Genomic DNA, 25,023 nt, shown 5'->3' on the forward strand with positions numbered 1-25,023 from the left:
ACCAGCGTGTCCTGGCCAATCCGACGCCGCGCCACGGAAGCCTCCGCCGCTGATCGCCCGCAGCGAATCAGAGCCAAGCCCCACCGTCCAGCGCTATCCGCGCACAGGCCTCACTAGCGCATCTACGGGTTGCTGGACCGCGGCTGGGCGGCCGCCGGCGACGACCGGAAGCGCGATGCTGCGTTGCGGCGGCACAAATGTATCGCAATGAAACGCCGAGGCTGCACATCATCTCTCCCGGAAGGGCCGGACGCCTAATCATGCGCGATGGCCCAGCTGGAGGCTTCATCCCATGGCGGGCATCGCTGACATCCTTCTGGACATAGCCAATAAGGTTGAATTTCTTCGGCCGATCGTCAACCGGATAGCGATCAACCTGGCCACCGGCCGCGAGGTGCCGCGGCCGCATCCCTACAGCCTGTGGAGTCCCGGCAGCACGATCCGCTGCTGTGACGAGGCCTATGTCACCTGGGCCGGGCTGGTGGATCGTGGCTATACGGGGCGCCACCTGCCACCCGAGCCGCCCGGCAAGGCCTATCCGCCGGCGCAGGAGGTCGTCCGAGCGCTGTTCTTGCGGCCGCACGATGCGGCCGGGCAGGACATCTCACGCGCGTCGCAGCACACGACGGCGCTGTTCTGCTTCTTCGCGCAGTGGTTCACCGACAGCTTCTTGCGCACGCATCCGACCGACTCGCGGCTCAACACCTCGAACCACGAGATCGACCTCTGCGAGATCTACGGCCTGACCGAGGCGACCGCGGACGCGCTGCGGGAGAAGCGGGGCGGGCGCATGAAGGTCGAGCAGCATGCGACGGGCGAGTATCCGCCGCGCCTCCATGCCGATGGTGCGGTCAGACCCGAATTCGCCGGGCTCGGGCTGACCGCCGGCGCGGCGGCGATGCTGGCCGCGCTGCCCGCCAGGACCCCGGAGCAGATCGCCGCCAAGGCGCAGATGCAGGCGGCGGTCGACGCGGCCATGGCCTATCCGTCGCGGCTGCCCGATTTCGTGCGGTCCGCGCTGTCCTGGTACCAGCTGCCGGAGGAGGAGATCGCCGGGCGGATCGCGCATCTCTATGCGACGGGTGTCGACCGCGGCAGCAACACCATCCTCTACGCCGCCTTCAACGCGCTGTTCCTGCGCGAGCACAACCGCATCGCCGAGCTGCTCGCCAAAGCGCATCCGGATTGGGACGATGACCGCCTGTTCCAGACCGCGCGGAACGTGAACATCGTCCAGGGGCTGAAGCTCGTGGTCGAGGAATACATCCACCACCTCGCCGGCGAGCGGGTGCCGTTCAAGCTCGACCGCAACTTCGCCGAGAAGCGCCCCTGGTACCGAACCAACCGGATCGCCATCGAGTTCGTGCTGCTCTACCGCTGGCACCCGATGATCCCGAACACGCTGAAGGTCGGCGACCGCGTGCTCGACGCGCGCGAGTACCGCTGGAACAATGCGCTGCTTGAGGAAATCGGGATCGAGACGCTGATCGCCGAAGCGTCGGCGCAGCCGGCGGGCTCTATGCGGCTGCGCAACACGCCGGGCTTCATGGAGGGGGCGGAGATCGCCGGGCTCGAATTGTCGCGCGCGCACCGCGTGCAGCCCTTCAACGCCTATCGCCGCCGCTTCGGCTTCGCGCCCTATCGCAGCCATGAGGAGCTGACCGGCGACGCCGCGCTCGCCGCGGAGCTGCAGCGGTTCTACCCCAGCGTGGACGATGTCGAGTTCTTCGTCGGGCTGATCGCCGAGGCGCATCCCGAAAGCAGCTCCTTCGGCGAGACGCTGTTCGCCACAGTCGCCGTGGACGCGTTCAGCCAGGTCTTCACCAACCCGCTCCTGGCCAGCGAAGTTTACGAGAAGGCGCTCGGCGCGGAAGGGATGCGGATCGTCGAGCAGACGGGGAGCCTCGAGCAGATCGTGCGGCGGAATGCGGTGCCGGGTGCGACGGTCCGGGCGTCGTTCAAGCTGTAAAGGCAGGCCGCTTAGTGAGAACTGCAAAGCGACTGAAGTAACATTAATCACGATTAGTCGATAAACTGGCAATCGAAGATTTTCTCACTGCACCATGAGGCGCGGAATGCAAGTCATCGAGCTTGGTTCGCGCATGAGGTCTCGGTTGCCGCTGCGGGAGTGATTTCGTAGCGGTGTCCCATACTCAACCATAATTTGTTTATCGAAATAAAACGACAATCACTTGTTGTGGGAGGAAGAGGGCGATGGGATCCGCTGACACATCACAGACCAACATGCTCTTGGAAAAGCCGATACGCTGGCATGACTGGGTTAGCTCGCCCGGATTGCATGGCTTGTTGGGCGATATGCAGGCCAACATTCTCAAGGGACATGGACGCGACCATACCGGCAACATCTTCGTCTCCTTCGCCGGCATGCAGGCCGACGGCGTTGCCAAGTTGCTGCGGCATCTGGCGCCCCTGGTGACCTCGGCGCTGCACCAGCTGCGCGAGGTGGACGGCTACAAGGCCACGAAGATGCCCGGCGGGCGCGTCGTGTGCCTGTTCCTCGCCCGCGGCGCCTACGAGAAGCTTGGCACCGAGGATGGCAAACGGCCCGCCGATGCCGCCTTCCGAGCCGGCATGCGCGCGCGCGGCCAGTTGCCGCAAATCCCCTTCGCTGGGCTGCCGCCGCTTCCCGGCCTGAACGATCCACCCGCCGGCCAATGGGGCGGCGGCGCCTGGGAGGCCAGCAAGCCGGAGCCGGACGCCATGATCCTCGTCGCCGACGATGATGCCGACCGCGTCACCATGGGGCTCGAGGCGATCGAGCAGGTGCTGAACGGCAGCGGGGCGGCGGTGCTCGGCGTCGAGCGCGGCCTGGCGCAGCGGCGCAAGCAAGCGGGCGGCAACCCGAAGGGTGAGGGGATCGAGCAGTTCGGCTATGTCGACGGGCGCAGCCAGCCGCTTTTCCTACAGGAGGACGTGGATGCAGAGTCGAAGGCGGTCTGGGACCCGGCCTTCCCGCCGAAGCAGTTCCTCGTCCGCGACCCCGGCGGGCGCAACGAACACTCCTTCGGCAGCTACTTCGTGTTCCGCAAGCTCGAGCAGAACGTGAAGCGCTTCAAGCAGCAGGAGGATGACCTCGCCGAGGCACTCGGCCTGACCGAGCCTGACGACGAACGAGCTGGGGCACTGGTGGTCGGCCGGTTCGAGGACGGCACGCCGGTGGTCTCGAGCTGCAAGCCGCTCGCCGGCCATCCGCCCAACGACTTCGATTTCAGCCAGGATAAGGACGGCGTGCAGTGTCCCCTCCGCGCGCATATCCGCAAGACCAACCCGCGCGGTGAGTCCGATCCCGGCCCTGAGAAGCGGCCGCCCGGGCTGCGCGCGGAGCGCGAGCGGCTGATGGCACGCCGCGGCATCACCTATGGCCAGCGGGCGCCACGGCCCGATGGTGCGGATTTCTCAAAGGACGACCTGCCCGAGCGCGATGTTGGCCTGCTCTTCATGGCCTACATGGCCGATATCCAGGAGCAGTTCGAATTCACCCAGGCAGCCTGGGCGGGCAGCCCGGATTTCGTGACAGGCAATACGGGCATCGATCCCGTCATCGGGCAGCGCGACAACCGTCCGAGCGGTGCCGACATCCACTGGAAGGACGGGTGTTCCGGCAAGGAGGCGGACTTCGACTTCAAGACCGCGATCACGCTCAAGGGCGGGGAGTATTTCTTCGCGCCCTCGATCTCCTTCATCTACCGCGCGCGAAGCTGAGCCGGTCCGGCGCGCCGGGGCCCGCCAGGGGTTCCGGTGCGCGAGGGCAGGATGGGGGCGGCAACGGGCCGCGCCTGCGAAGGGGACAAGGGCCGCCATGACTTTCACGCCAGGCAGCTTCGCCAACTTCATCGCCGGGCGGGACCCGGTTTATCAGCGGGTATCGCCGTCCTACACGGGCAGCGGCACCGAGTTCGATATCATCATCGTCGGCTCCGGCATGGGGGGCGGCGTACTGGCGGATGCGCTGGCAGATCGCTTCGGGACTGCCAAGCGCATCTTAGTGCTGGAGGCGGGGACCTACCTGTACCCGACCCATGTCTACAACTGCTCACGGCTGCCCAATGCCGATGTGGCGCAGCGCTTCGCCTGCTCGACCTTCTGGCAGGCCGGCGACGAGGATGCGCAGAATTACATCCACGAGCGGCCGCAGCTGAATTTCGGCGGGCGCTCGATCTTTTGGTCCGGCCTGATCCCGACGATCCAAGGCTGGGAGCTCGACTTCTTCCCACAGGCCGTCCGGCAAGATCTGGCCAGCGGCCTCCTCGTCGAGGCGGGGCAGGTGATGAACGAGTCGATCAATATGGGCGACACGGCGGTGAAGATCGTTGAGCGGCTTACGGCAACGCCGCTCGATGCCGACTTCGACATCCGGCAGACGCCGCGCGCCTTGCACCAACCCTATCTGCGGCCCGACGGCGTGCCGGCCTCGGAGTTCTTCGTCGAGCCGACGGGCGTGTTCAACACGGCGGAGTTGCTGGTCAACCAGCTCGGCCTGTCCTCCGACGGGAATTCGGGCGGGGACGGGCAGGGGCTGCGCCTGCTGCTCAACCATTTCGTGGAGGATATCCAGCGGCTGGGCGACGGCAGGCAGCAGGTTGTCGTGCGCGACACGCTCAGCGGCCAAGCGAGGCTGTTCCAGGCGGGTACCGTCGTGCTCGCCGCGGGATCGATCGAAAGCCCCAAGCTGCTCGGGCGCAGCACGCTGGGGCGCGAATTGCCGGAGGATGTGCGGGGCCTGGTCGGGCGCGGGCTGACCGACCATCCGACGACCTCCGAGGTCTTCACCACGGCGACCCATATCGCGGGCCTGCCCATCCCGCGGCAGTCGACGGCGAAGATCATCTTTTACTCACGCGGGAGGCGCGACAATGACGGCCGTATCGTCTACCCATTCAACGTCGAGATGAACGTCAATCACGAGTACTGGCACCTGCGCGATGATGACCCTTCGGCGGAGGCGCCGCCAGCCGGGGCGGAGAGCCGCGTCGACATCAAGTTCAGCTTCGGCAACTGCCTCGACCCGGCGAACGAGATCCGGCCGGCGCCACCCTTCGGCTATGTCCCGGAGATCGTGTTCCGCAACCAGAGCTGGACCAGCCATCTCTGCGGGTCGCGCTTCCCGGCGCTCGCAAAGTGGCAGTTCGACGATCGGCAGGTCTTTGCTGTGCTGAATGATGTTGCCGGTAGGATCCTCTCGGCCTTCAGCAATGCGGGACAGGCCTGCGCTCCGTCCGGCCGGTATGGCGAGGATGGCGCGGGCTTCGGCTATGGCACGGTGCACCACGCGGCGGGGTCGCTCCGCATGCCGTACCGGGCGGCGATCGACGCAGCGCAGCAAAACGGCGTGGTGGATGAGGACCTGCGCGTGCGGGGAACGCGAAACCTTTATGTCTGCGACATGTCGGTCATGCCGATGGCGACAGCGGCCAACCCGGTGCGGACGCTGACGGCGCTGGCGCTGCGGCTGTCGCGGCATCTGGCTTAGCCTCAAGGTGGTTGGAGGCCGTTGATGCCCCGTGGCTCGGCCGATAGGCCGGGCGTGGCATCCCCAGTAGGCTGCTGAAATTCGCGCTGGCTGCCTGCTTTGGGCGTGATTCGCTGCTATGGCTGGGCCTCAGGGCGGCGATGCGAGGCAAGGGCGACGTCAAGGGATTGCTGTTCAGCTAGAGCAGAGTCCGATCATTCGGGCTCATACCCTGCGGCGGTGAAGTAGCGTCGGCATTCGTCTGGGGTGAAGCGTGGCAGCGCATCTCTGATGGCATCCCAGAGGTCGTCGATGGTGCGGGCGGCGGCCTTGCGGAGGATGGCTTTGAGCTTGGCAAAGGCATTCTCGATTGGGTTGAGGTCCGGCGAGTAAGGCGGCAGGCGGAGCAGCCTGGCGCCTGCGGCTTCGATGGCGGCGCGGTCGGCAGGGCGGCGGTGTGCGGGCTGGTCATCCATGATCACGACATCGCCGCGCCATAGGCTGGGGACCAGGACCTGTTCGACATAGGCGAGGAAGGCGACGCCAGTCATCGGCCCGTCGAGCACCATCGGTGCCGTCATACCCTGGAGCCGCAGCGCTCCGGTGAAGGTGGTGGTTTTCCAGTGTCCGTGCGGGATGGGTGATCGGCAGCGCTGGCCGCGCTTCGCTCGACCACGCAGCCGGGCCATCTTAGTCGAGGCGCCGGTCTCGTCGATAAAGACCAGATGCTCGGGGTCGAGATCAGGCTGAGCGCCGAACCAGGCTTGTCGCCGTGCGGCGACGTCGGGTTGCTCCTGCTCGCTGGCATGCGCCGCTTTTTTGAGCGTCATGGCGTGCCGGTCCAGGAAGCGCCAGACTGTGCTGGGCGCGAAGGCGGCGCCGTGCTGCCAGTGCAGCATGCCGGACAGCTCCACCAGGGTGATAACCACCTGAGCCTCGACCGCCGTCAGAATGGCATCTCGATAGACCTCGATCCGCCCTGACCGCAGGTCGCCAGGCCGCCCTCGACCGCCGTAATCAGCCGGGAGCGCAGATCTTCAGACAGGGTTTTCGCCATGCAAGCTGGCCTCCGCACCCAGCCAGCAGGGTGAATCAGACTTCAAGGCCCAAGGAAATCCCCAATGACTCTGATCGTTCGGATTTTGCTCTAGCGCCGCGCTCTTTCGGCGCGCTGGAGAGGTCAAGGCGCGCTTTTGACAGTCGACTCGAACCGGTCCTTCCGCCTGGTACGGAGCGTGCGGAAGGTGGCTCACCGGAGTACCGCAACCGATTCCACGTCCGCGCGCCCGCTTCCCACGCCTGCGCCAACGCCGCCGCAAATGGTACCGCTGCATCTTTTGCCCATCGGAACATGAGCAGAGGAAGCAAACGATGCACGGCATGATCATCCCAGTGGCAACCCAGACCGCGATGTGGGCGGTCAGCGCGACCCGGTACCAATTCCAGGCGATCCGCCTGCGATGGAAGGAGCGGCGCATGGCGAGCACGCTGAGCGCTCTGGACGACGCTACCCTCAAAGACCTTGGGCTCTACCGGGGTGAAACCCCCTCTGTTGCCCGCGCGCGGGCAGCCAGCTTGTAGGGGCCGTGACATTGGCCGGATTGAAATCCGCCGGGCAAGTACCGCCTGTGCCAAGGCGGGCAGCAGCTTCCCTGTCGCGCTGCCGCACGGAAACAACGGGTTGTTAGGAAGCGCCCCCGACATGCAGCACTCCCCCATCGCCTCCGAGTTGGAAGGCCCCAAGCGCCAAGAGGAAGCGCCCGCCGGCATGCTTGCTGTGCTGACCCAGCCGTTCGATCCAGTACATGAGGCCGAGGTTCGGGACCTGTTCACGCGGTGCATCCGCGAGATCGCGCCGCTGTCGGCGCGTGCCGAGGTCGATGCTTACATCGCCAGGGCTTTGGCCGACGACTACCGCGACATCGCAACACATTACCGGCCGGGGAGAGGTCGCGGCTTCTGGCTGGCGTTGTCCCAGGATGGCGACCTGATGGGTACCTTCGCCCTGCGGCCAATCAGGGAGGATGTCGCGGAGCTTCGCCGCATGTATGTCAGCGCCGCCTTCAGGCGGCGTGGCGTGGCACGAGCCATGCTAGCCAAGGCCGAGGCGCTCTGCGCCGACTGGCGCTTCCGGAGGCTGTTCTTGACCACCTCGAGCATGAACCAGGCCGCGATCGAACTCTACCGCACGGCCGGCTTCGACCAGCGTGACTATGTGCCCGCCGGCGTCCAGGAGGAGCCACCGCCCGGCGTACGAATCTTCGCCTTTGAGAAGTCCTTGCGCGCACCAGCAGGTCACGACCGGCTCACACCCCATGGCCCGGGCGGCGCTCAAACTTCGCTTTCATCGGCAACGGTCCGCCCGTGATGTATCCATGAGGGTGCCCGGGACACGGCACGCGACATTGCCGAAACCGACGCCTACGTCCTCTCGCGGCGTGAGCGGAAGAAGGTCGAGATGCTGTTCGCCCATCTCAAGCGCATCTTGCGCCTCGACCGGCTACGCCTGCGAGGACCGCATGGAGCCCGTGACGTATTCGACCTCGCCGCAGCCGCCCAGAATCTCCGCAAGCGGGCGAAGCTGATCCCGAGCAGCAGGCCAGCGACCTCAACGGCTTGAAAGGAAGCTCCAAGGCCATCAGCCAAGGTGAACTCTGACGCCCCTCCGCCACAGCCCGAGCAGGTCTTTTTCAACGGAATCGACCCGAAGGAGACCTTCCCGCTGCCGCTGGCATCTCCGGTATCGGGGGGCGAGCGAGCATCAATCAGCGGCTGGCGAAATTGACGGCTACGCGCCCTTCGTGGCCACGCGTATCGTTGGATGCCGCTGCTACAGCCTGCCCCGATGCCACCCGCTCCGCGGGGACGGCCTTGCGCAGCGTGGCGAGGCAGGCCCAGAGGACCCGTGAGAGGATACCCCGGACCCTCCGCGGGCGCTCCTGCATCCAGCGCCGCTCGTACCAGCTACGGTCCACCTGAAACGCCTCAATACGCTGCTGGAGGCTGTCCAGTTCTTCAGGCCGGTGCATGGCATCCTCCTTGGGGTCCCGGGGCCCGCCTTTCGAACCTCGCCGGACACCCCGGAGGATGCGGGAGGCGGACCGCGCACGCTTTCAGACCGGCTCGACTTTCCTTGCCGCGGCCTTGATTCCCCCCGGTTCGGATCGTGATATCCTGTCGTTTTCCTTCGACGGATGAACCGGTGCGCTACCTGTTCGATGACCTCTGCCTCGACACCAGCCGGCGCGAGCTTCGCCGTCGCGGTGAGCTCGTGCATGTCGAGCCGCAGGTCTTCGATCTGCTGGAATACCTGGTCAGCAACCGCGAACGCTTGGTGACGCGCGACGACCTAATCGCGTCCGTTTGGGACGGACGGATCGTTTCGGAATCCGCGCTTGCTTCCCGTATCAATGCCGCGCGGACTGCCATCGGCGACAACGGCGAGCGGCAGCGGCTGATCAAGACGATCCCGCGCAAGGGCCTGCGCTTCGTTGCCGCGGTGAGTGAGGAGGCGCCGCCGGCCCCGGAGCTGCCGCGCGCGCCGATTGCGCTGCCCGACAAGCCCTCCATCGCCGTGCTGCCCTTCGCCGACCTGAGCAGCGACCCGGCGCAGGGCTACTTCGTAGACGGCATCGTGGAGGGAATTACCACCGGCCTGTGCCGCATCCGCTCGCTGTTCGTGATCGCGCGAAATTCCAGCTTTACCTACCGGGACCGGCCGGTCGACGTGAAGCAGGTGGGGCGTGAACTCGGCGTGCGCTATGTCCTGGAAGGCAGCGTGCAGAGGGCGGGCAACAGGGTTCGAGTTGGCGTACAACTCGTGGACGCGACGACAGGCGCGCACATTTCAGCTGATCGGTTCGATAATACCCTCGACGACATTTTCGCCTTGCAGGACGAAGTGGCGACGCTCGTCGTCGGCGCGCTCTCCCCGCGCCTGGAAAAAGCCGAGATTGAGCGCGTCTCGCGCAAGCCGACGGAGAGCCTCGACGCCTACGATCTGTACCTTCGCGCCCTTGCTGCAGCGCAGCAATGGACCCGAGAGACAAGCGAGCAGGCGCTCGGGCTGATCTACCGCGCGGTCGAAGCCGATCCCGGCTTCGCAGCGGCCTGGGCCATTGGCGCGCGCTTCCACAACTGGCGCTCCGGCAGCGGCATGATGGTCGACTGGGACCGCGAGACGGCGGAGGGCCTCAGGATGGCACGCCGCGCGCTGGAGCTGGACAGCGACGACCCGCTGGTCTTGAACGCTGCCGCGCATGCGATTGGGCAGCTCGGTCGGGAGTACGAGGCGGCGGAGGAGATCAACGATCGGGCGCTGGCGCTCGATCCTAGCTTTGCCGTGGCATGGATCTCGGGTGGCTGGATGAAGGTCTGGCGAGCCGAGGGCGCCGAGGCGATCTCGCGATTTGCCCGCGCCATGCGCCTGAGTCCGGTGGACCCATACATGTTCGCCATGCAGGCCGGGATCGCGGCCGCGCACCTGGTGGCGGGCCGCGACGACCAGGCGCGGCTCTGGGCCGAACGCGCGCTCCGAAGCCAGCTGATCTCGGGGCCTTTGCTGCGGGTTGCAGTGGCGAGCCTGGCCTTGAGCGGGCGGGGCGAAGCGGCGCGGAACGCCCTGGCGATTCTGCGCGCGGCGGATCCTGGCTTGCGCATCGGAACCCTGCACCGACGGTCCCCGTGGGGTCCCGCGGCGATGGCGCGCCTTGTGGAAGGCCTCCGCCGGGCAGGGCTACCGGAGTAACGCGACACCGTGTGTCCGCCTTCCTCATCAGTGGACATTCCGGCTGCGCGTCCTGCGCTTCCGCTTTCCGCCCAGGTTGGGCGTGAGGGCTTCGTCAGGGAGTACCTGCTTCGGAGAATGTTGGCCAGGCAGGCTGAACGGCCTCAACGGGCGCAAAGCTGCCCATCCCGTGTTCTTCAGCGCTGGTTGTCAGAATTTGCCGGCGACGCGCTTCGCAACCAGGAATATACGGGCGGTCTATAGCAGCGCCTGGACGACGAGGCCGAGCCGGTCATATCGGAGGACAAGGCGCTTGTTCTCCAACAGCCAAGCGTTGCTGCGCTCGACGGGCCAGCGCCGCCCACCCAGCCCAGAGCCCCGTGGCTGCCCACGCCTGTAAATGTGTGGCTCGGTGCCGAACTGGCGGCAGAGGTCGCGGTGGTGCTCGGCGTCATAGCCTTTGTCGGCGAACACCGTGCGGATGCGGGCCATCACCGCAAAAGCGGTTACGAACAGTCGCTCGAAGGCAAGCGTGTCATTGACGTTGGCTGCTGTGGCGATGCAGGCCACCGGCACGCCGTTCCCATCCACCGCGATATGATACTTGGTGCCCCGCTTGCCCCGGTCTGTCGGATTCGGGCCGGTGTGGTCACCGCCGCGCTTGGCGCGCACGGAGCAACTGTCCGGGGTCAGATCGGCGTGGCCGCGCAGCATGCCAACCAGCAGCGCATGCGCCTTCCCCAGCAGGCCCGGTTCGGCCCAGCGCGCCAGAGCGCGGCGAAGGGTTGAGCCGCTGGCCTGGTCCTCGGTGGCGGTCAGGCTGCGCCACGGCGTGCCCTCGCGCAGGAAGCGCCGTTGGGTCGCCACGACCCGCATGGTCTCGGTGGGCGGGTGGCCTGGCCCACGACCGGGCTGCGGATCGCACGTGTTGATCACGGTCGCGGCGAGATGCAAGAGCCGGAAGTCCACTTCTGGTGTCCCAGTTTGGCGCCCGAGACATATGGGAAGCCACGCAGGCTCGCGGTCAAGCCAACTCAACCCCTTGAGTTCTCTTTAGCTAGTTGCAGCAACGGGCTGGCGAATGGCACACCCAACCGGCGGGTAGGACCACTTTTTTCTCCCAGTCACCCCCTCACGCGCTTAGCCTTCGCGGGAAGCCGGAGCAGCTGATACCGCCGAGCAGACGTCCTGACTCATTGCTCTGGCGCCGATACTCGCCTCATGGCGGACCGAGCCTACCCGTCGACTGCGGCACGGGTGGCCACTGGCCAGGAGATCGCGCTGACAGCACGCATCCTTTGACAACGGGAGGTCAACCATGTCGAGGCAGATCGAAGCGATTGACCCTGCGAAGACAGCAATGATCGTCGTGGATATGCAAAACGATTTCGTCGCGGAAGGTGCTCCTTTGGGATCAGCAGCAACCCGCGCCATGGTGCCACGACTTGCTGAAGCTCTCCAACTATGCCGCGACTGCGGCATCAGAGTCATTTACACCGCGCATGTTCATCGGCGCGACGGCAGCGATCTCGGCCCGCACAGGATAAACATCGCGGGTCGGATGGCATTGGTGGATGACACGCCGGGCACCGAAATCTATCCGGACATCGCACCCCAGCCAAGTGAACACGTCATCAAGAAGCACCGTTACAGCGCATTCTTCGGAACCGATCTCGATATGATCTTACGAGAATGGGGCGTCAGGACGGTGATCATCTCCGGTACTACGACGGAGAACTGCTGCCATGCCACCGCACGGGATGCGATGTTCCGAAACTACTCTGTAGCCTTCCTTTCTGACGCGACGGCCACCCGTGACTATCCGGACTTAGGCTTCGGCGCGATGCCGAATTCTGAAGTCCACCGTGCCACTCTGGTCATTTTGGCGGCTTCCACAGCCCATGTGATGTCGGTGGCCGACATGGAGCGGCGAATTGTGCGCAGCGGAGCTCGCGCACCCGAATAGCCGGGGCGCTCGCCACGCGCGAACTATGGCGCCGCTCGGCCGTAACCCCTCGTTGCGTCGCCCCCGGAGGAAGGTCAGGATCTCGGCTCTGCGATATGAGCAAACCGAACTTGTGGCCGATAAGCGGCCGCCTGCCTCTGAGGGAAGCGAGTAGGACATGTCGGAACCAGGAACAGCAGCCGACCCCGATCGTGCCGCACTCGACCTTCTGCTACGGGGCTTCCAGGTCTCGCGCATGCTGCGTCTTGTGGCAGACCTCGGCGTCGCTGACCGAATTGCGCTCGATGGCACTATGGCCGTCGAAGAACTAGGGCGTGTCTGCAAAGGGCTGACGTTTCGGGTTCGTGACTCCATATAGGTTGAGTGAGACGAGGTGATTTGACCGACGCGCAGTGGCGGCGATTGGAGCCGCACCTGCCGCCGGAGAAGCCCTGGACGGGGCATCCGAACGCGCCGCATCGGCGCATTATCAATGGTATTCTGTGGGTTCTGCGCACCGGTGCGCCCTGGCGCGACCTGCCGGCGCGCTATGGGTTGGGTGGGACGGTCTCGAGCCGCTTCTACCGTTGGCGCGCCTCGGGCGTGTGGGACCGCATCCTGGCGGCGCTGCAGGCCGAGGCGGAGGCGGCAGGCCAGATCGACTGGGACCTGCACTTCGTGGACGCAACCGTGATCCGCGCTCATCGGCACGCCGCCGGCGCTCGCCGAGACGGCGCCGTCGGGGGATTTGGAGCACTGCTCCAAATGCGCAGGCCCGAGAGGCGCTGGGCCGCAGTCAGGGCGGGTTCTCGACCAAGCTGCACCTGCGGGCCGAGGGCAACGGCCGGCCGATCACGGCGGTGCTGACCGGCGGCGAGCGGCACGAGCAGGTCGCGCTTGAGGGGTTGCTGGATCAGGGGGCGATCCGCCGCCCTGGCGGGGGCCGGCCTCGTCTGCGGCCACGGTGCGCCGCCGGCGACAAGGGCTACAGCAGCTCGACTGCGCGCAGTCGACTGCGTCGGCGTCACATCCGGGCCGTGATCCCGAGCAAGAGCAACCAGCGCCGGCAGCCCCACTTCGACCGTACCGCGTACCGCCGTCGCAATCTGGTCGAGCGCCTGATCAACCGCCTCAAGCAGTTCCGCCGCATCGCCACACGCTACGAGAAGCGCGCGGCCAACTACCTCGGCATGGTTCACATCGGCATGCTTCTACTATGGCTGTAGCCTTTGCAGACACGCCCTAGCAGCCGCTGCCCCTCATCCGCGTGCTCCGGGCGCTCGCCGCCTTCGGTGTGTTCAGCGTGACGGTGAATGGCCGCGTCGCGCACACGTTGCGCTCCCGCCTGCTGCGCACCGACGCCCCCACCAGCATGCACCATGCTGCCCGGTTCAGGACCGAACCAGGGTCATGGAAGGCATGGGGGGAACTGGACATCGCCCTCACCGGTGGGGTGCCCTACGAGGCGGCCTGGGGCATGGCCCGGTTCGACCACCTGCGCGCAAACCCCGAAACAGCCCGCATCTTCGACGCCATGATGGCGCATTTCCCCGATGGGCGGCACGCCGCCGTGGCGGCAGCCTATGACTTCTCCAGGGCGCGGCTGATCTGCGACGTGGGTGGCGGCAACGGCGCCATGCTGCGCCACGTCCTGGCGCGCTTCCCGGGGCCGAAGGGGCTGGTGTTCGACCTGAAGGACGTGGTCGGCGCGATCCCGCCGGAGGGGCTGATGGAGGGAAGGATCGCGGTGGCGCCGGGCAGCTTTTTCGAGGGCGTTCCGGCCGGAGCAGACCCTTACATGCTGGTGCGGGGCCTGCACGACTGGTCCGACGAGGATTGCCTGCGCATCCTGCGCGCCTGCCGCGCAGAGATGCAGCCCGGCGCGCGGCTCCTGATGGGCGAGCAGATCCTCGACCCCGATCCGGCACGCGGCCGGCCGACAGACTACCTGCTCGACATCCAGATGATGGCGATCTTTGGTAGCGCGCGGTCGCGGACTGAGCAGGAGCACTGCGCCCTGCTGCGCCAATCCGGCCTCGAACTCCGGCGCATTATCCCGACGGCCTCGCCCGTCTCAATCCTGGAAGCCGAGGTGGTATAACGCGGAGGTAGTGCTCGTGGTCTGATGGCTTTCCGACGAGGGCGCGCCGATCCGGCGGCTACTCAACCTAGAGTATTTGTGGCAACCACCTCTAAGTGGAATACTGCATCACTTCCGAAGCAGGGCATTTGCGGGACAGAAGGTGAGGGTCGAAGGGGCCGGCGGCCGACGAGACCGCCTTAGTCTCACGACCTCCGGAGCTCGGTGATTTCCCTGCGCGCCGGTAGGCAACGCATGTTTCATGAGGTCCGTGAGCAGCCGCCGGAGAGCGGTCACGACACGGGAGGATTACCTATGCACCGTCGTTCTTTCGTAGGCCTTGCTGCTCAGGCGCTCGTCATTCCCGCCATCGCTAGCGCCCAGGGTTATGGCCAAGGCCAGGGCGGGTTGCGCTACCCAGACCGGCCCATCCGCTTCATCGTACCCTTCCCGCCCGGCGGCGGCACCGACGTCTGGGCACGCATGGTGGCCGAGGGCATGCAGGCCGAACTCGGCCAACCGGTCGTGATCGAGAACCGTGCGGCGCTGGCGGGATGGTAGGAGCAGAGGCCGCTTCAAAGGCCGTGCCGGACGGCTACACCTTGCTTTACAACATTACGACTCATGTGCAGGCGCCGGTGACTTTCCGCCGCTTCCCCTATGACCCGGTGCGTGACTTCTTCCCGATAGGCCGCCTCGGCACCACCGCCATCACTTTCTGCATCGGGCCGACCGTGCCGGCTTCTGTGACGACGCTTTCCGAGTTCGTGGATTGGGGCCGCGGGCGCGAGCTTGCCTTCGGCAATTATGGCCAGGGCTCGACAGGGCACGCTTATGCCCTGCTGCTGGCGCAGGAGGCACGGCTTCGCGTGACGCAGGTCGCCTATCGGGGCGAAGCGCCCATGCTGCAGGACTTGCTGGCCGGCAACTTTCACGGCGGCTTTCACAGCATGACAGCCTCGGGTGAGATGATCCGCACGCGGCGTATCCGGCCGTTGGCAACCGGTGGGGCGGATCGTGTACCGTCGCTCGCATCCGAAGTGCCGACGCTTCTCGAGCTTGGCTATTCCCGCCGTTTCGACTTCACAGGTTTCACTGGCCTCTTCGCACCGGCGCGCGTCCCTCAGCCCATCCTGGAGCAGCTGACCGCTGCTTTCCGCACGGTCGCAACTAGCGCAGAGATGATGCGAAGGCTGCGCGCCATCGACACCGTTCCCGGCTACGAGGATCCGCTAACATTCCGTGCATCGGTCGAGCGGACCCTCCGGCAATGGGAGGAACTCGCGCAGAGCCTCGATCTTTACGCCACCGGGTGACAGCAGCAGGCGCGGGTGATATTGCGCCTTGCCGTCCGGGATTGGCGGCACCGCAAATGCCCGAGCAACACTCAGTCCACCGCCATCACCACGAAATTTCCACGTCTTCCGCCGGCAAGCAGAAGCTCGGCGCAACGTCGAAGATGGGCGAGCGAACGCTGCGACGGCTGCTGATCATCGGCGCAAGCGCTGTGGTGTGCAGGGCGCTCAGGGAAGGCCCGCCCGCGGGCTCCTGGCTCGAGCGCATGCTGGCTCGCAAGCCGCGTATGCTCGTCATCGTGGCGGTCGCCAACAAGATGACCCGCACAGCTTGGGCGTTGATGGCGAAAGGCGAGGTCTACCGAGCTCCCGCCGTGGGGGCCTGACGGTCGAGCACGGTCAGGAGGCGTCGGAGGCGTAGAGCGGTCGAATGGAGGGTATGGCGCACGGTCGATGAGGGACGGGACCGGTCAGCCAGTTTTCCACACTGCGCCTCGAACGCGTGGCTGTGATGTGGACCCGGTCTGCGAACTCCCATACGGGCCCGCGGCTCTGCTTGGCCGCAACCGAGGCCGAACAGATGTCCGCACCCGACTACGCGCCCTGCAAGCCTGACGATTTCTCTTGCGCTCCGGGAGGCGTCCAGAGATGTGGAAACTGCCAAAGCCAAGCCCCGGTCTAATCAGACTTTTCACAAGCCGGTGGTCTTGTTCCAGTATGTTATTCAAAAACTTGCATTGTCGTAACCGGGTGAAGGGCCACAGCTCGTCGGCTGCTTTCATCTCCGCCGTGGCGCATGGGTAAGCTGGGTTTTTGTCCACCGTGATAGTGCGTGGGTTTACCGTATGCGGCTGCCCGAGCGCCTAGCGGAAGAACCGCTTTGCCGCAGCAGCATCCCACTTGGCCGAAAGCAGGAAGTCGATGGTTTGCCCACGGCTGTCGATCGCGCGATACAGGTACGTCCAGTCGGAGCTGCAGGGATCGTGACCGCCTGGTCCTCTGTCCTGCCGGCGAGGCTCTTCGGCCTGTCCACGGACTTCGCGGGCAGGTCCCGGACGGCAAAGGCCAGCGGCCGAAGGCGACGCCCGCAGGATGCCGGCCTCAGGACATGGGAGCCAACGACGCCGACCGGTGGGATCACCCGATCGGCGTCATCGGCTCATCCGGGACAACGGCCTGGGCCGGGGTGCCTCAGGCGGCGCGAGCGGAAACCGCTCCGGGCATCCGGCATCGGTCGTGCCGCGGCGCCCAAGGGTTTCCGCCGCCTCCGCTCACGCCGCGGCGGGCAGGCTGCGCATCCCGGCCCAGCCGCCGCCGGGCCGGTAGCGCGCCACGACTTCGCCCGCTTGCAGCACCAGGAGATGCAACCATCCATTGTCGAAGAGCGCCCGCACCGCCTCGTGCCGGGCGAGGATCACGGCGATCGCCTCGGCCGGCGCCTCGACCAGCACGGACAGCCGCAGCGGCTCATGCGCCAGCCGCTCGCCGTCATGCACCGCCTGCCAGGGCAGCCCGGCGCGCAGCCGCCCGCCATTGCCCTCCAGCACGCCGATGCCGCCGACCACGTTGTGGATCAGCTTGTTGCCGCCGCCGAACAGCGCCGGAGCGACCGCCGAGCCGTAGTATTGCAGGCTGATCCAGCTCGCCACCACGACCGGCGCGGTCAGGATTAGCTCGAGCGTGGCGAAGCCCTTGTCCTGCCGCCAGTCATAGGAATGCAGGAAGGCGCGCCCGCCGAGGTCGGCCTGCCGCGTCGCGTCGCGCGGCGCGGCGATGAAGGCGGCGCAGCCGGCGAGGCCCCATTCCGGCCGCGGCTCCGCCCAGTTCCGCGCCCGCGCCGGCATCCGCTCCGCCGTGCCGCCCGGCAGGCGCAGTGCTCGCTCGGCGCGCGTCAGTGCCCCCGCCGCGGCGAGCCACCGCCGCGCCTCGGCGATGTCCGCCGCGTGGTGCGGGGACGGGCTGTCCTCGTAGAGCGTCACCGCATCGGTCGTGGTCTCGTGCAGCCCGGCGAGGAAGCGCGTGTCCGGCGGCAGCGTGATGCCATGGGCCGCAAGCCCGATCCGCGTCTCCGGGTCGTTCAGCAGCGCGGCGAGGAGCCGGGCCGAGACCTCCCCCGTATGGCCGCCGCAGGCGCCGCAGTGATAGGCGCTCTCATGCGGGTTGTTGGCGACCCGCGCCCCGTGGCCGAGCAGCAGCACCAGCCGCGCATGGTTCGTGGTGAGCGACATGGCGCGCAGCACCGCCGCCGCCGTCGCCGCCTTGGTCGCGGCGTCGGGCGGCTCGGCCCAGGCCGGGGCGGGACCGGGCGCCTCCGCCGTCCCGCCTACCCCGACCGCGTCGCAGACCAGCTTGCCGAGATAGAGCGGCCCGGCCGCCTCGACGAAGGCGAAGGAGGAGACGGCCGCCTGGCGGAACCGGCCCCAGGCCCGCTTCGCCCGCAAGGCGATCCGCACCTCGTCCTCCTCGGCCGGCGGCACGGCGCTGCGCGTGGCGAGCGTCGGGTTGAGCAGCACCGGCAGATGCGCCTCCGCCTCAGTCGAGCCGAGCGGCCGGTGCGCGACCGGCAGGCCGAAGAAGCCGGCGAAGCCCAGCGTCTCGATGCCCGGATGGAGGCCTTCCAGCCGGCGCCGGAACACCTCGGAGCGCACGTCGATGCAGAAGGCCGCCTGCAGCCGCGGCCGCGCCGCCTCGCCTCCCGGGCCGGCGGCGAGCGTCGCGGCCAGCCGGCGCTGATGCGCGCGCTCGGCCGCCTCCTGCAGGATGGCATCCGTCACCTGCTCCGGCGTCGGCGCCAGCGGCGCGGCATGGGCGGCGACCGCCTCTCGCCAGGCGGCGCCGATCGCACCCTCCTGCGCGGCGAGCAGCGCCTCCTCCCAGACCAGGCGGATGGCGAGCAGATGCAGCAGTGTCGCATCCTGCCCGCCGGCCTGCTCGGCCTGCCAGAGCAGCCAGCGCCCATGCTGCGCCCAGCCGCCAAGATCGACGAGCAACCGGTGGAAGGCGGTCGGTGCCGCCGGCTCGGTCAGCCCGAGGCGCGTGACGGCGCGGAGGATCGCCCGCTCCGCCGTGTCGGGCGCGGTGGCGACATGGGCGCAGAAGCCCGTGAGCCCGGCCAGTTCCGGCGTCAGGTCGTGCGTCGCCCATTCGCGCCAGGCGGCATAGGCGCCAAGGCCCGGCGCCGGGGTCCAGAGCGCCTGGCCGCGGTCGAAATGCCCGGCGGCCCAGAGCCCGATGCAGCGGGCGATGACGCCCGGCCAGTCCGTCCCCATGGCCTGCCCGGCAAGCTCCGCGACGGTCGGCAGCGCGCGCGGCGCCGGCGGCTCGGCAGCGAGCGCCCGGCGCAGCGCGGCAAGGTCGCCCGGCCGCCCCGGCAGGTCGCAGGCCGCGAGCGCCGCGGCGAGGTCCTCCCCGGCGATCTGCCCGGCCTCGATCCGCGCCGCGAACTCGGCCCGCGGCGGCGTCAGCCGCAGCCCCGCCACCCGCTCGAGCCGTGCCGCGGCCATCGCCAGCCCCTCGCCCGCCTGGCCGAGGAAGGGATTTACGGCCACCGTCGCCTCCAGCGGGAAGGCGGGCGGGATGGCGCGGATCGCCGCCTCGATCGCGGGGCGCAGCGCGGCCGGCGGCATGGTGGTCTCCTGGCTCGTCAGCATGGTCGCGCTCCGTCCGGTCACAGGGGTGTCGTGGTGCGGAAGCCGCCGATCAGCCGATCGAGCACCGCATTCAGGTAGAGGCCGTTGGCGAGATGCACCCGCAGCCCTGCGGCCGCCGGATGGTGCGCCCAGTGCGGGAACAGCGCCTGCGCCACGGCGACGAGGCCGAAGGAAAGCACCGTCAGCACCAGCAGCGCCGCCTCCAGCGGCCCGGGCACCGGCGGCGCCGGCAGCGCCCCCGCGGCCAGCGCCTCGGCCAGCCGGTGAGAGGCGAAATAGGCGATGGCGGCGGCCGTCGAGGCCAGCATGGTGCGCCGGGTCAGCGCGCGCGGCGCCGCATCCGCCAGGCCCTGCGCCACGAGATAGGCGACGCCGAAGATGAGGATGGCGCCGAGCGCCAGCGCCTGGTCCGGCTTCGCCCCGAAGGCCGCCGCGAAGCCGCCCGCGACCAGCGCGTAGATCACCAACGCCAGCGCGAAGGCGCGCCCCACCGCGGCTAGGCCCGGCACTGCGACCGGCCCCGGCCGCCGCACCGCCAGCACCGCCTGCACCGCCGTGCCCGAGGCGAGGAAGGCATGCGCCTTGTAGAGCGAGTGCGCGACGATATGGAGCAGCGCGAGCGACCAGAGGCCGAGGCCGCATTGCAGCAGCATGAAGCCCATCTGCGCGATGGTGGACCAGGCGAGCGCCGTCTTCACCGCCGCCTGGGTCAGCATGACGAGGCCGGCGAAGAGCGCGGTGAAGCCGCCGAGGATGACGAGCGCCGCCATCGCGCCCGGGCTCGCCTGCATCGGCTCGGCCAGGCGGATCAGCAGCACCCCACCGGCATTGATGATGCCGGCATGCAGCAGCGCCGAGACGGGGGTCGGCGCCTCCATCACCTCGGTGAGCCAGCCATGCAGCGGCAGCGCGCCGCTCTTCAGCAGCGCCGCCAGCACCAGCAGCCCGACCGCAAGCCCCGTCCCGGCCGGCGCCGAGCCGCCCGCGGCGGCCGCGTTGATCGCCGCGAGGTCGGCCGTGCCGAAGGCGTGCCAGAGCAGGATCGCCGCCAGCACCAGGGCAACGTCGCCGGCGCCGGAGACCAGGGCGAATTTCGTCGCCGCCCGCCGCGCCTCCGGCCGGTCCGCGTAGAACATCAGCAGCCGGCGAAGCCCGAGGCCGATGGCGAGGAAGGCCAGCACCAGCGTCGCCAGGCTGCCGGCCAGCGCCAGCACCTGCACGGCGGCCAGCGTCGCCAGCAGCAGGCCGTGGAAGGCGCCCTCGCGGGCCTCGCCGTCCAGGTAGCTGCGCGCGTAGCGCACCACCACCCAGCCGATGAAGCCGATCAGCAGGCTCATCACCGCACCGACCAGGTCGAGCCGCAGCACGACCGCCAGCGGCCCCTGGCCGAGCGCCAGCGCCTGCGGCCCGGCGACCGCCGCCTGCACCGCGCCGCCAAGCGCCAGCGCGAGCCCGGCCAGCGCCCCGCCCTCGGCCAGGCGCGGCAGGGCGCCAGGGCGGCGCCCCGGCCGGGCCAGCGCGACAAGAGCCAGCAGCAGCAGCAGGGGGGGCGACAGCGCGGGCAGCGGCAAGGTCATCGGAAAGCTCCGGGTCGGTACGGACGCAACCCGGATAGCCCTTGCATCCGTTCCAGAAAACAACATTATTTAAGCAGATACGTTCGGTTTGCTAGAACGATGAGCGTCCTCAACCTGCACCACCTGCGCCTGTTCCACGCCGTCGCGCATGAGGGCAGCCTCACCGGCGCCGCCCGGCAGCTCAACCTCTCGCCCTCCGCCCTCTCGGCCCAGCTCCGCACGCTGGAGCAGTCGCTCGGGCAGGACCTGTTCGAGCGCCAGGGCCGCAGCCTGATCCTGACCGAGGCGGGGCGGCTCGCGCTCGGCCATGCCGATGCGATCTTCCGCACCGCCGCCGACCTCACCGCGACCCTGCGCGAGACCGGGCGGCCGCGCCGGGCGCTCCGCGTCGGCGCCCTCGCCACGCTGTCGCGCAACTTCCAGATGCGCTTCCTCCGCCGCCTGCTCGGCCGGCCCGACGTGGAGGTGGTGCTGCGCTCAGGCCTGCAGGGCGACCTGCTGCGCGGCCTCGAGACGCTCGCGCTCGACGTGGTGCTCACCAACATCCAGCCCGCGCGCGATGCCGGGCGGCGCTACCTCATCCAGCATCTCGACGAGCAGCCGGTCAGCCTGATCGGCACGCCGCAGCGGATCGGCGCCGGCGCCCCGCTCCCCACCCTGCTGGCGCGCGAGCCGCTGATCCTGCCGACCGCCGAGACCGCGATCCGCGCCGGCTTCGACACCCTCGTCGCGCGCCTCGGCCTGGCCGTCACCATCGCCGCCGAGGTGGACGACATGGCGATGATCCGCCTGTTGGCGCGCGAGGATGCCGGCCTCGCCGTGATCCCACCGATCGTGGTGCAGGACGAGCTGGCCAGCGGCCAGCTGGCGGAGGCGCATTGCCTCGCGGGCATCCACGAGCTGTTCCTCGCGGTGACGCTCGACCGCCGCTTCCCCAACCCGCTGCTGGCCGAGCTGATCGCGCCGCCTGCGGGCTAATTCCCGCCCCTGCGGCGAGGTGACCCGGCCGGATCAGGTCGGCACCAGCTTCGCCGCCTCCCGCTCCAGCGGCCGCTCGCTCGCGGCCAGCCCGGCGGCGACGCCGCGGCGATCGGCCTCGGGCCGGTTCTGGCTCATCTTGCGCTTGCCCTCGATGCGCGCGATCGGCAGCCGCAGGCCGACGATGCCCCTGAGCTGCGCCCGGACGAAGTCCTCCGGCGCGTCCGTCACCGCCCAGGGCTCGGCGCGCGGCCGCTCGTGCAGGTCGGTCAGCCGGGTGACGAGGTCGAGCAGGCGGTCCGTCTCCTCGAAGAACTCGGCCGCGCCATAGGCATGGACGGCGACGTAGTTCCAGGTCGGCACGACCTTCCCGTGCTCCTGCTTCGATGGGTACCAGGACGGGCTGATATAGGCGTCCGGCCCCATGAACACCGCCATGGCCTCGCCCGCCGGCGGCAGCTTCCATTGCGGGTTGGCGCGGGCCAGGTGGCCGTAGAGCGTGCCGTGCGGCCCCTCCTCCGGCGCCAGGAACAGCGGCAGCGGGGTGGCGACCAGCCCCTCGGCCGTGGCGGTGACCAGGCTCGCCAGGCGCGCCTCGCGCATCGCCTGGTGCAGGGCGGGGAGGTCCTCCATGCGGAAGGCGGGCGGGACATACATCGGCGTGGCTCCTGGTCGGCCTGGACCTTGCCCCGGGGCCGGTCCGCAGGGAATACCCGTCGGGCCGCGCGGGCGGCAGGCCGGCCCCGCGTCGGGCGACGGGATGGGCCGCGCCGCGCCCGCCCCGAGACGGAGGCCCGCCTTACCCCGCCTCCGCGCCGAGCCCGTTCGCCTGATGCACCGCGAGCGCCGTCATGTTGACGATGCCGCGGGCGGTGACGCTCGCCACCAGGACATGGACCGGCTGCCTCATCCCGAGCAGCATCGGGCCGAGCTGCAGGCCGTCGGCCGCGGCCTTCACCAGGTTGAAGCTGATATTGGCGGAATCGAGGTTGGGGAAGACCAGCAGGTTCGCCGTGTCCGAGAGGGTGGAGTCGGGGACGAGGCGGGCGCGGATGGCCGGCACCAGCGCGGCATCGGCATGCATCTCGCCATCCACCTCGAGCGCCGGCGCGCGGCCGCGGATGATGGGCAGCGCCTGGCGCATCACCCGGGCCGAGGGCGCATTGGAGGCGCCGAAGGAGGAGTGGCTGAGCAGCGCCACCTTCGGCGCGATGCCGAAGGCCTCGACCTGCTCGGCGGCGAGCAGCGTCATCTCCGCAACCTGCTCCGGCGTCGGCTCGACGAGGAGGTGGGTGTCGACGAAGAAGAGCGTGACGCCGGAGACGATGACGGCCGAGAGCGCATAGACCCGCGCCACGTCGGGCCGCTTGCCGATGATGGCGTAGGCGTCGTGCCACTGGTCCATCCAGTTGCCGCTGCTGCCGATCAGCGCGGCATCGACGGCGCCCGATTCCAGCAGCATGGCCGCGGCGACGTTGGGGTCGGTCCGGAGGCGCCGCGCGGCGGCCTCCGGGGGCATGCCGCGGCGGCCGACCTTGGCCTGGTAGCGGGCGAGGAGCGGGCCGAAGACGGCCTCGTCGGCGCCGGGATCGAGGACGCGGACGGACTCGGAGAGGTCCATCCGCAGGCCCATGGCGCGGGCCTTCTCTGCGATGACGGCACGGCGGCCGATCAGCACGGGCTCGGCGATGCCGTCGTCGAGGACGGTCTGCACGGCGCGCAGCACGCGCTCGTCCTCGCCCTCGGCATAGGCGACGCGGCGCGGGCTGCCCTTGGCCGCCTCGAACATCGGCCGCATGAGGTTGCCGGAGCGGAAGACGAAGCGCTCCAGCTCCCGCCGATAGGCGCGGAAATCGGCGATGGGGCGGCGGGCGACGCCGCTCTCCATCGCGGCGCGGGCGACGGCGGGGGCGACCTCCAGGATCAGCCGGGGGTCGAAGGGCTTCGGGATGATGTAGTCGGGGCCGAAGACGGGCGCGTGGCCGCCATAGGCCGCCGCCACGACCTCGGAGGCCTCGACGCGGGCCAGCGCCGCGATGGCGTCCGCCGCGGCGACCTTCATCGCCTCGTTGATCGTGGTCGCGCCGACATCGAGGGCGCCGCGGAAGATGAAGGGGAAGCAGAGGACGTTGTTGACCTGGTTGGGGTAGTCGGTGCGGCCGGTCGCCACGATGGCGTCGGGCCGGGCGGCGCGGACGGCCTCGGGCAGGATCTCCGGCTCCGGGTTGGCGAGCGCCAGCACCAGCGGCTTCGGGCCGAGCTTCGCCAGCCACTCGGCCTTCAGCACGCGCGGGGCGGAAAGGCCGAGGAAGATGTCGGCGCCGTCCAGGACCTCCGCCAGCGTGCGGGCGTCGGTGTGGCGGGCGTAGCGGGCCTTGAAGGGGTCCATCTGCTCCGCGCGGCCCTCATAGACCACGCCGGCGATGTCGCAGACGGTGATGTTCTCGCGCCGCAGGCCCATCGCCACCAGCAGGTCGAGGCACGCCAGGGCAGCCGCGCCGCCGCCGGTATTGACCAGCTTCACCTCCTCGATCCGCTTGCCTTGCAGCAGCAGCCCGTTGCGGATGGCGGCGGCGACGATGATGGCGGTGCCGTGCTGGTCGTCATGGAAGACGGGGATGCGCATGCGCTCGCGCAGCCGGCTCTCCACCTCGAAGCATTCGGGGGCCTTGATGTCCTCGAGGTTGATGGCGCCGAAGGAGGGCTCGAGCGCGGCGATGACCTCGATCAGCTTCCTGGGGTCGCGCTCCTCCACCTCGATGTCGATGGAATCGATGCCGGCGAATTTCTTGAAGAGGACGGCCTTGCCCTCCATCACCGGCTTCGAGGCGAGCGCGCCGATGGCGCCGAGGCCGAGGACGGCGGTGCCGTTCGAGATGACGGCGACCATGTTGCCGCGTGCCGTGTAGTCCCAGGCAGCGTCGGGGTTGGCGGCGATCTCCTCGCAGGCGGCGGCGACGCCCGGGGAATACGCGAGGCCGAGGTCGCGCTGCGTCGCCATGCGCTTGGTCGGCTCGATCGCCAGCTTCCCGGGTCGCGGGTGGCGGTGGTAGTCGAGCGCGGCCTTGCGGAAATCCTCGTCCATGCTGGGTCCCCCTGATCGCGCCCCAGTCTAGCCACCGCCGGCCGCCAGCCCAAGGCGGCGGGATGGCGGCAGGGCCAGCGGTGAGCCATATGGATCTTCGGAGAGTCGGGAGCGCCGGGTCGGATGTTGGTGCGGTCGAGAAGATTCGAACTTCCACGGGGTTTCCCCCACCAGCACCTCAAGCTGGCGCGTCTACCATTCCGCCACGACCGCAAAC

General features: G+C 68.7%; 19 protein-coding genes, 1 tRNA gene and 3 pseudogenes. 14 read left to right on the forward strand and 9 right to left on the reverse strand.

Going from position 1 to position 25,023, the window contains the following annotated elements; genetic code table 11:
• The first annotated feature begins 292 nt into the window (after positions 1 to 292).
• The 3 genes from AC5JJ1_RS14650 (at position 293) to AC5JJ1_RS14660 (ending at position 5,491) form a co-directional block, all read left to right on the forward strand.
• Positions 293 to 1,969: a peroxidase family protein gene (locus AC5JJ1_RS14650; RefSeq protein WP_495785842.1), complete on the forward strand. Its 1,677-nt coding sequence runs from the start codon at positions 293 to 295 to the stop codon at positions 1,967 to 1,969.
• A gap of 347 nt (positions 1,970 to 2,316) precedes the next feature.
• Positions 2,317 to 3,723 carry a Dyp-type peroxidase gene (locus tag AC5JJ1_RS14655; protein WP_495785843.1) on the forward strand — a complete coding sequence of 469 codons (1,407 nt, stop codon included), beginning with the start codon at positions 2,317 to 2,319 and terminating at the stop codon, positions 3,721 to 3,723.
• Between the two features lie 97 nt (positions 3,724 to 3,820).
• On the forward strand, positions 3,821 to 5,491 hold the full coding sequence (locus AC5JJ1_RS14660) for a GMC oxidoreductase (protein WP_495785844.1): 1,671 nt from the start codon (positions 3,821 to 3,823) through the stop codon (positions 5,489 to 5,491).
• Positions 5,492 to 5,685: 194 nt separating this feature from the next.
• Here AC5JJ1_RS14660 and AC5JJ1_RS14665 read toward each other — a convergent pair whose 3' ends face one another.
• On the reverse strand, positions 5,686 to 6,459 hold the full coding sequence (locus tag AC5JJ1_RS14665) for an IS630 family transposase (protein WP_495785950.1): 774 nt from the start codon (positions 6,457 to 6,459) through the stop codon (positions 5,686 to 5,688).
• A gap of 382 nt (positions 6,460 to 6,841) precedes the next feature.
• Here AC5JJ1_RS14665 and AC5JJ1_RS14670 point away from each other — a divergent pair, with 382 nt between their 5' ends.
• The 3 genes and pseudogenes from AC5JJ1_RS14670 to AC5JJ1_RS14680 form a co-directional block, all read left to right on the forward strand.
• Positions 6,842 to 7,051: a YjiS-like domain-containing protein gene (locus AC5JJ1_RS14670; protein ID WP_495785845.1), complete on the forward strand. Its 210-nt coding sequence runs from the start codon at positions 6,842 to 6,844 to the stop codon at positions 7,049 to 7,051.
• A gap of 121 nt (positions 7,052 to 7,172) precedes the next feature.
• On the forward strand, positions 7,173 to 7,838 hold the full coding sequence (locus AC5JJ1_RS14675; protein WP_495785846.1) for a GNAT family N-acetyltransferase: 666 nt from the start codon (positions 7,173 to 7,175) through the stop codon (positions 7,836 to 7,838).
• A gap of 3 nt (positions 7,839 to 7,841) precedes the next feature.
• A pseudogene (locus AC5JJ1_RS14680) lies at positions 7,842 to 8,090 on the forward strand (transposase); the annotation flags it as partial.
• Between the two features lie 145 nt (positions 8,091 to 8,235).
• Here AC5JJ1_RS14680 and AC5JJ1_RS14685 read toward each other — a convergent pair.
• Positions 8,236 to 8,499 (reverse strand): hypothetical protein, encoded by a 264-nt coding sequence (locus AC5JJ1_RS14685; RefSeq protein WP_495785847.1) that lies wholly within the window; start codon positions 8,497 to 8,499, stop codon positions 8,236 to 8,238.
• A gap of 173 nt (positions 8,500 to 8,672) precedes the next feature.
• On the opposite strand from AC5JJ1_RS14685, the gene AC5JJ1_RS14690 reads away from it, so the two are divergent.
• On the forward strand, positions 8,673 to 10,217 hold the full coding sequence (locus tag AC5JJ1_RS14690; protein WP_495785848.1) for a winged helix-turn-helix domain-containing tetratricopeptide repeat protein: 1,545 nt from the start codon (positions 8,673 to 8,675) through the stop codon (positions 10,215 to 10,217).
• A 237-nt stretch (positions 10,218 to 10,454) separates the two neighbouring features.
• On the opposite strand, the gene AC5JJ1_RS14695 is transcribed toward AC5JJ1_RS14690, so the two are convergent.
• Positions 10,455 to 11,165, reverse strand: coding sequence for an IS5 family transposase (locus tag AC5JJ1_RS14695; protein WP_495785849.1), 711 nt, complete (start codon positions 11,163 to 11,165; stop codon positions 10,455 to 10,457).
• A 349-nt stretch (positions 11,166 to 11,514) separates the two neighbouring features.
• Between AC5JJ1_RS14695 and AC5JJ1_RS14700 the strand changes: the two genes are divergently transcribed.
• From AC5JJ1_RS14700 to AC5JJ1_RS14725, 6 genes and pseudogenes are all read left to right on the forward strand, one after another.
• Positions 11,515 to 12,162, forward strand: a complete 648-nt coding sequence (locus tag AC5JJ1_RS14700) for a cysteine hydrolase family protein (protein WP_495785850.1) — start codon at positions 11,515 to 11,517, stop codon at positions 12,160 to 12,162.
• A 363-nt stretch (positions 12,163 to 12,525) separates the two neighbouring features.
• Positions 12,526 to 13,367 (forward strand): IS5 family transposase gene (locus tag AC5JJ1_RS14705; RefSeq protein ID WP_495785851.1). Its coding sequence is split into 2 segments (ribosomal slippage): positions 12,526 to 12,888 and positions 12,891 to 13,367, totalling 840 coding nucleotides; the frame shifts between segments, so codons are not numbered across the junction.
• 41 nt (positions 13,368 to 13,408) lie between these two features.
• Positions 13,409 to 14,242: a methyltransferase gene (locus AC5JJ1_RS14710; protein ID WP_495785852.1), complete on the forward strand. Its 834-nt coding sequence runs from the start codon at positions 13,409 to 13,411 to the stop codon at positions 14,240 to 14,242.
• 234 nt (positions 14,243 to 14,476) lie between these two features.
• On the forward strand, positions 14,477 to 14,782 hold the full coding sequence (locus tag AC5JJ1_RS14715; RefSeq protein WP_495785853.1) for a hypothetical protein: 306 nt from the start codon (positions 14,477 to 14,479) through the stop codon (positions 14,780 to 14,782).
• A gap of 23 nt (positions 14,783 to 14,805) precedes the next feature.
• A complete protein-coding gene (locus AC5JJ1_RS14720) occupies positions 14,806 to 15,537 on the forward strand; it encodes a tripartite tricarboxylate transporter substrate binding protein (RefSeq protein WP_495785854.1) in 732 nt (243 codons plus the stop codon).
• Between the two features lie 104 nt (positions 15,538 to 15,641).
• Positions 15,642 to 15,902 (forward strand): annotated as a pseudogene (locus AC5JJ1_RS14725) (IS110 family transposase); the annotation flags it as partial.
• 84 nt (positions 15,903 to 15,986) lie between these two features.
• On the opposite strand, the pseudogene AC5JJ1_RS14730 reads toward AC5JJ1_RS14725, so the two are convergent.
• The 3 genes and pseudogenes from AC5JJ1_RS14730 to AC5JJ1_RS14740 all read right to left on the reverse strand — a co-directional run bounded on the left by AC5JJ1_RS14730 (position 15,987) and on the right by AC5JJ1_RS14740 (position 20,743).
• A pseudogene (locus AC5JJ1_RS14730) lies at positions 15,987 to 16,610 on the reverse strand (DDE-type integrase/transposase/recombinase).
• A 177-nt stretch (positions 16,611 to 16,787) separates the two neighbouring features.
• The gene (locus AC5JJ1_RS14735; protein WP_495785855.1) at positions 16,788 to 19,166 is read right to left on the reverse strand and encodes a YbcC family protein; all 2,379 of its coding nucleotides are present in this window, start codon (positions 19,164 to 19,166) and stop codon (positions 16,788 to 16,790) included.
• 17 nt (positions 19,167 to 19,183) lie between these two features.
• Positions 19,184 to 20,743, reverse strand: coding sequence for a proton-conducting transporter transmembrane domain-containing protein (locus AC5JJ1_RS14740; RefSeq protein ID WP_495785856.1), 1,560 nt, complete (start codon positions 20,741 to 20,743; stop codon positions 19,184 to 19,186).
• 99 nt (positions 20,744 to 20,842) lie between these two features.
• Here AC5JJ1_RS14740 and AC5JJ1_RS14745 point away from each other — a divergent pair, with 99 nt between their 5' ends.
• The gene (locus AC5JJ1_RS14745) at positions 20,843 to 21,721 is read left to right on the forward strand and encodes a LysR family transcriptional regulator (RefSeq protein ID WP_495785857.1); all 879 of its coding nucleotides are present in this window, start codon (positions 20,843 to 20,845) and stop codon (positions 21,719 to 21,721) included.
• Positions 21,722 to 21,754: 33 nt separating this feature from the next.
• Here AC5JJ1_RS14745 and AC5JJ1_RS14750 read toward each other — a convergent pair whose 3' ends face one another.
• From AC5JJ1_RS14750 to AC5JJ1_RS14760, 3 genes are all read right to left on the reverse strand, one after another.
• A complete protein-coding gene (locus AC5JJ1_RS14750; protein WP_495785858.1) occupies positions 21,755 to 22,378 on the reverse strand; it encodes an FMN-binding negative transcriptional regulator in 624 nt (207 codons plus the stop codon).
• Positions 22,379 to 22,520: 142 nt separating this feature from the next.
• Positions 22,521 to 24,806: an NADP-dependent malic enzyme gene (locus tag AC5JJ1_RS14755; RefSeq protein WP_495785859.1), complete on the reverse strand. Its 2,286-nt coding sequence runs from the start codon at positions 24,804 to 24,806 to the stop codon at positions 22,521 to 22,523.
• A 127-nt stretch (positions 24,807 to 24,933) separates the two neighbouring features.
• Positions 24,934 to 25,019, reverse strand: a tRNA-Leu gene (locus tag AC5JJ1_RS14760).
• Between the last annotated feature and the right edge of the window lie 4 nt (positions 25,020 to 25,023).

Source organism: Belnapia sp. (genome assembly GCF_059504005.1).

Excerpts from the sequence above, each read along its gene's own strand:
- AC5JJ1_RS14750 (WP_495785858.1), bottom strand. The coding sequence starts at position 22,378 with ATGTATGTCCCGCCCGCCTTCCGCATGGAGGACCTCCCCGCCCTGCAC.
- AC5JJ1_RS14755 (WP_495785859.1), bottom strand. The coding sequence starts at position 24,806 with ATGGACGAGGATTTCCGCAAGGCCGCGCTCGACTACCACCGCCACCCG.
- AC5JJ1_RS14740 (WP_495785856.1), bottom strand. The coding sequence starts at position 20,743 with ATGACCTTGCCGCTGCCCGCGCTGTCGCCCCCCCTGCTGCTGCTGCTG.
- AC5JJ1_RS14650 (WP_495785842.1), top strand. The coding sequence starts at position 293 with ATGGCGGGCATCGCTGACATCCTTCTGGACATAGCCAATAAGGTTGAA.
- AC5JJ1_RS14735 (WP_495785855.1), bottom strand. The coding sequence starts at position 19,166 with ATGCTGACGAGCCAGGAGACCACCATGCCGCCGGCCGCGCTGCGCCCC.
- AC5JJ1_RS14745 (WP_495785857.1), top strand. The coding sequence starts at position 20,843 with ATGAGCGTCCTCAACCTGCACCACCTGCGCCTGTTCCACGCCGTCGCG.
- AC5JJ1_RS14685 (WP_495785847.1), bottom strand. The coding sequence starts at position 8,499 with ATGCACCGGCCTGAAGAACTGGACAGCCTCCAGCAGCGTATTGAGGCG.
- AC5JJ1_RS14660 (WP_495785844.1), top strand. The coding sequence starts at position 3,821 with ATGACTTTCACGCCAGGCAGCTTCGCCAACTTCATCGCCGGGCGGGAC.
- AC5JJ1_RS14715 (WP_495785853.1), top strand. The coding sequence starts at position 14,477 with ATGTTTCATGAGGTCCGTGAGCAGCCGCCGGAGAGCGGTCACGACACG.
- AC5JJ1_RS14670 (WP_495785845.1), top strand. The coding sequence starts at position 6,842 with ATGCACGGCATGATCATCCCAGTGGCAACCCAGACCGCGATGTGGGCG.
- AC5JJ1_RS14675 (WP_495785846.1), top strand. The coding sequence starts at position 7,173 with ATGCAGCACTCCCCCATCGCCTCCGAGTTGGAAGGCCCCAAGCGCCAA.
- AC5JJ1_RS14700 (WP_495785850.1), top strand. The coding sequence starts at position 11,515 with ATGTCGAGGCAGATCGAAGCGATTGACCCTGCGAAGACAGCAATGATC.
- AC5JJ1_RS14655 (WP_495785843.1), top strand. The coding sequence starts at position 2,317 with ATGCAGGCCAACATTCTCAAGGGACATGGACGCGACCATACCGGCAAC.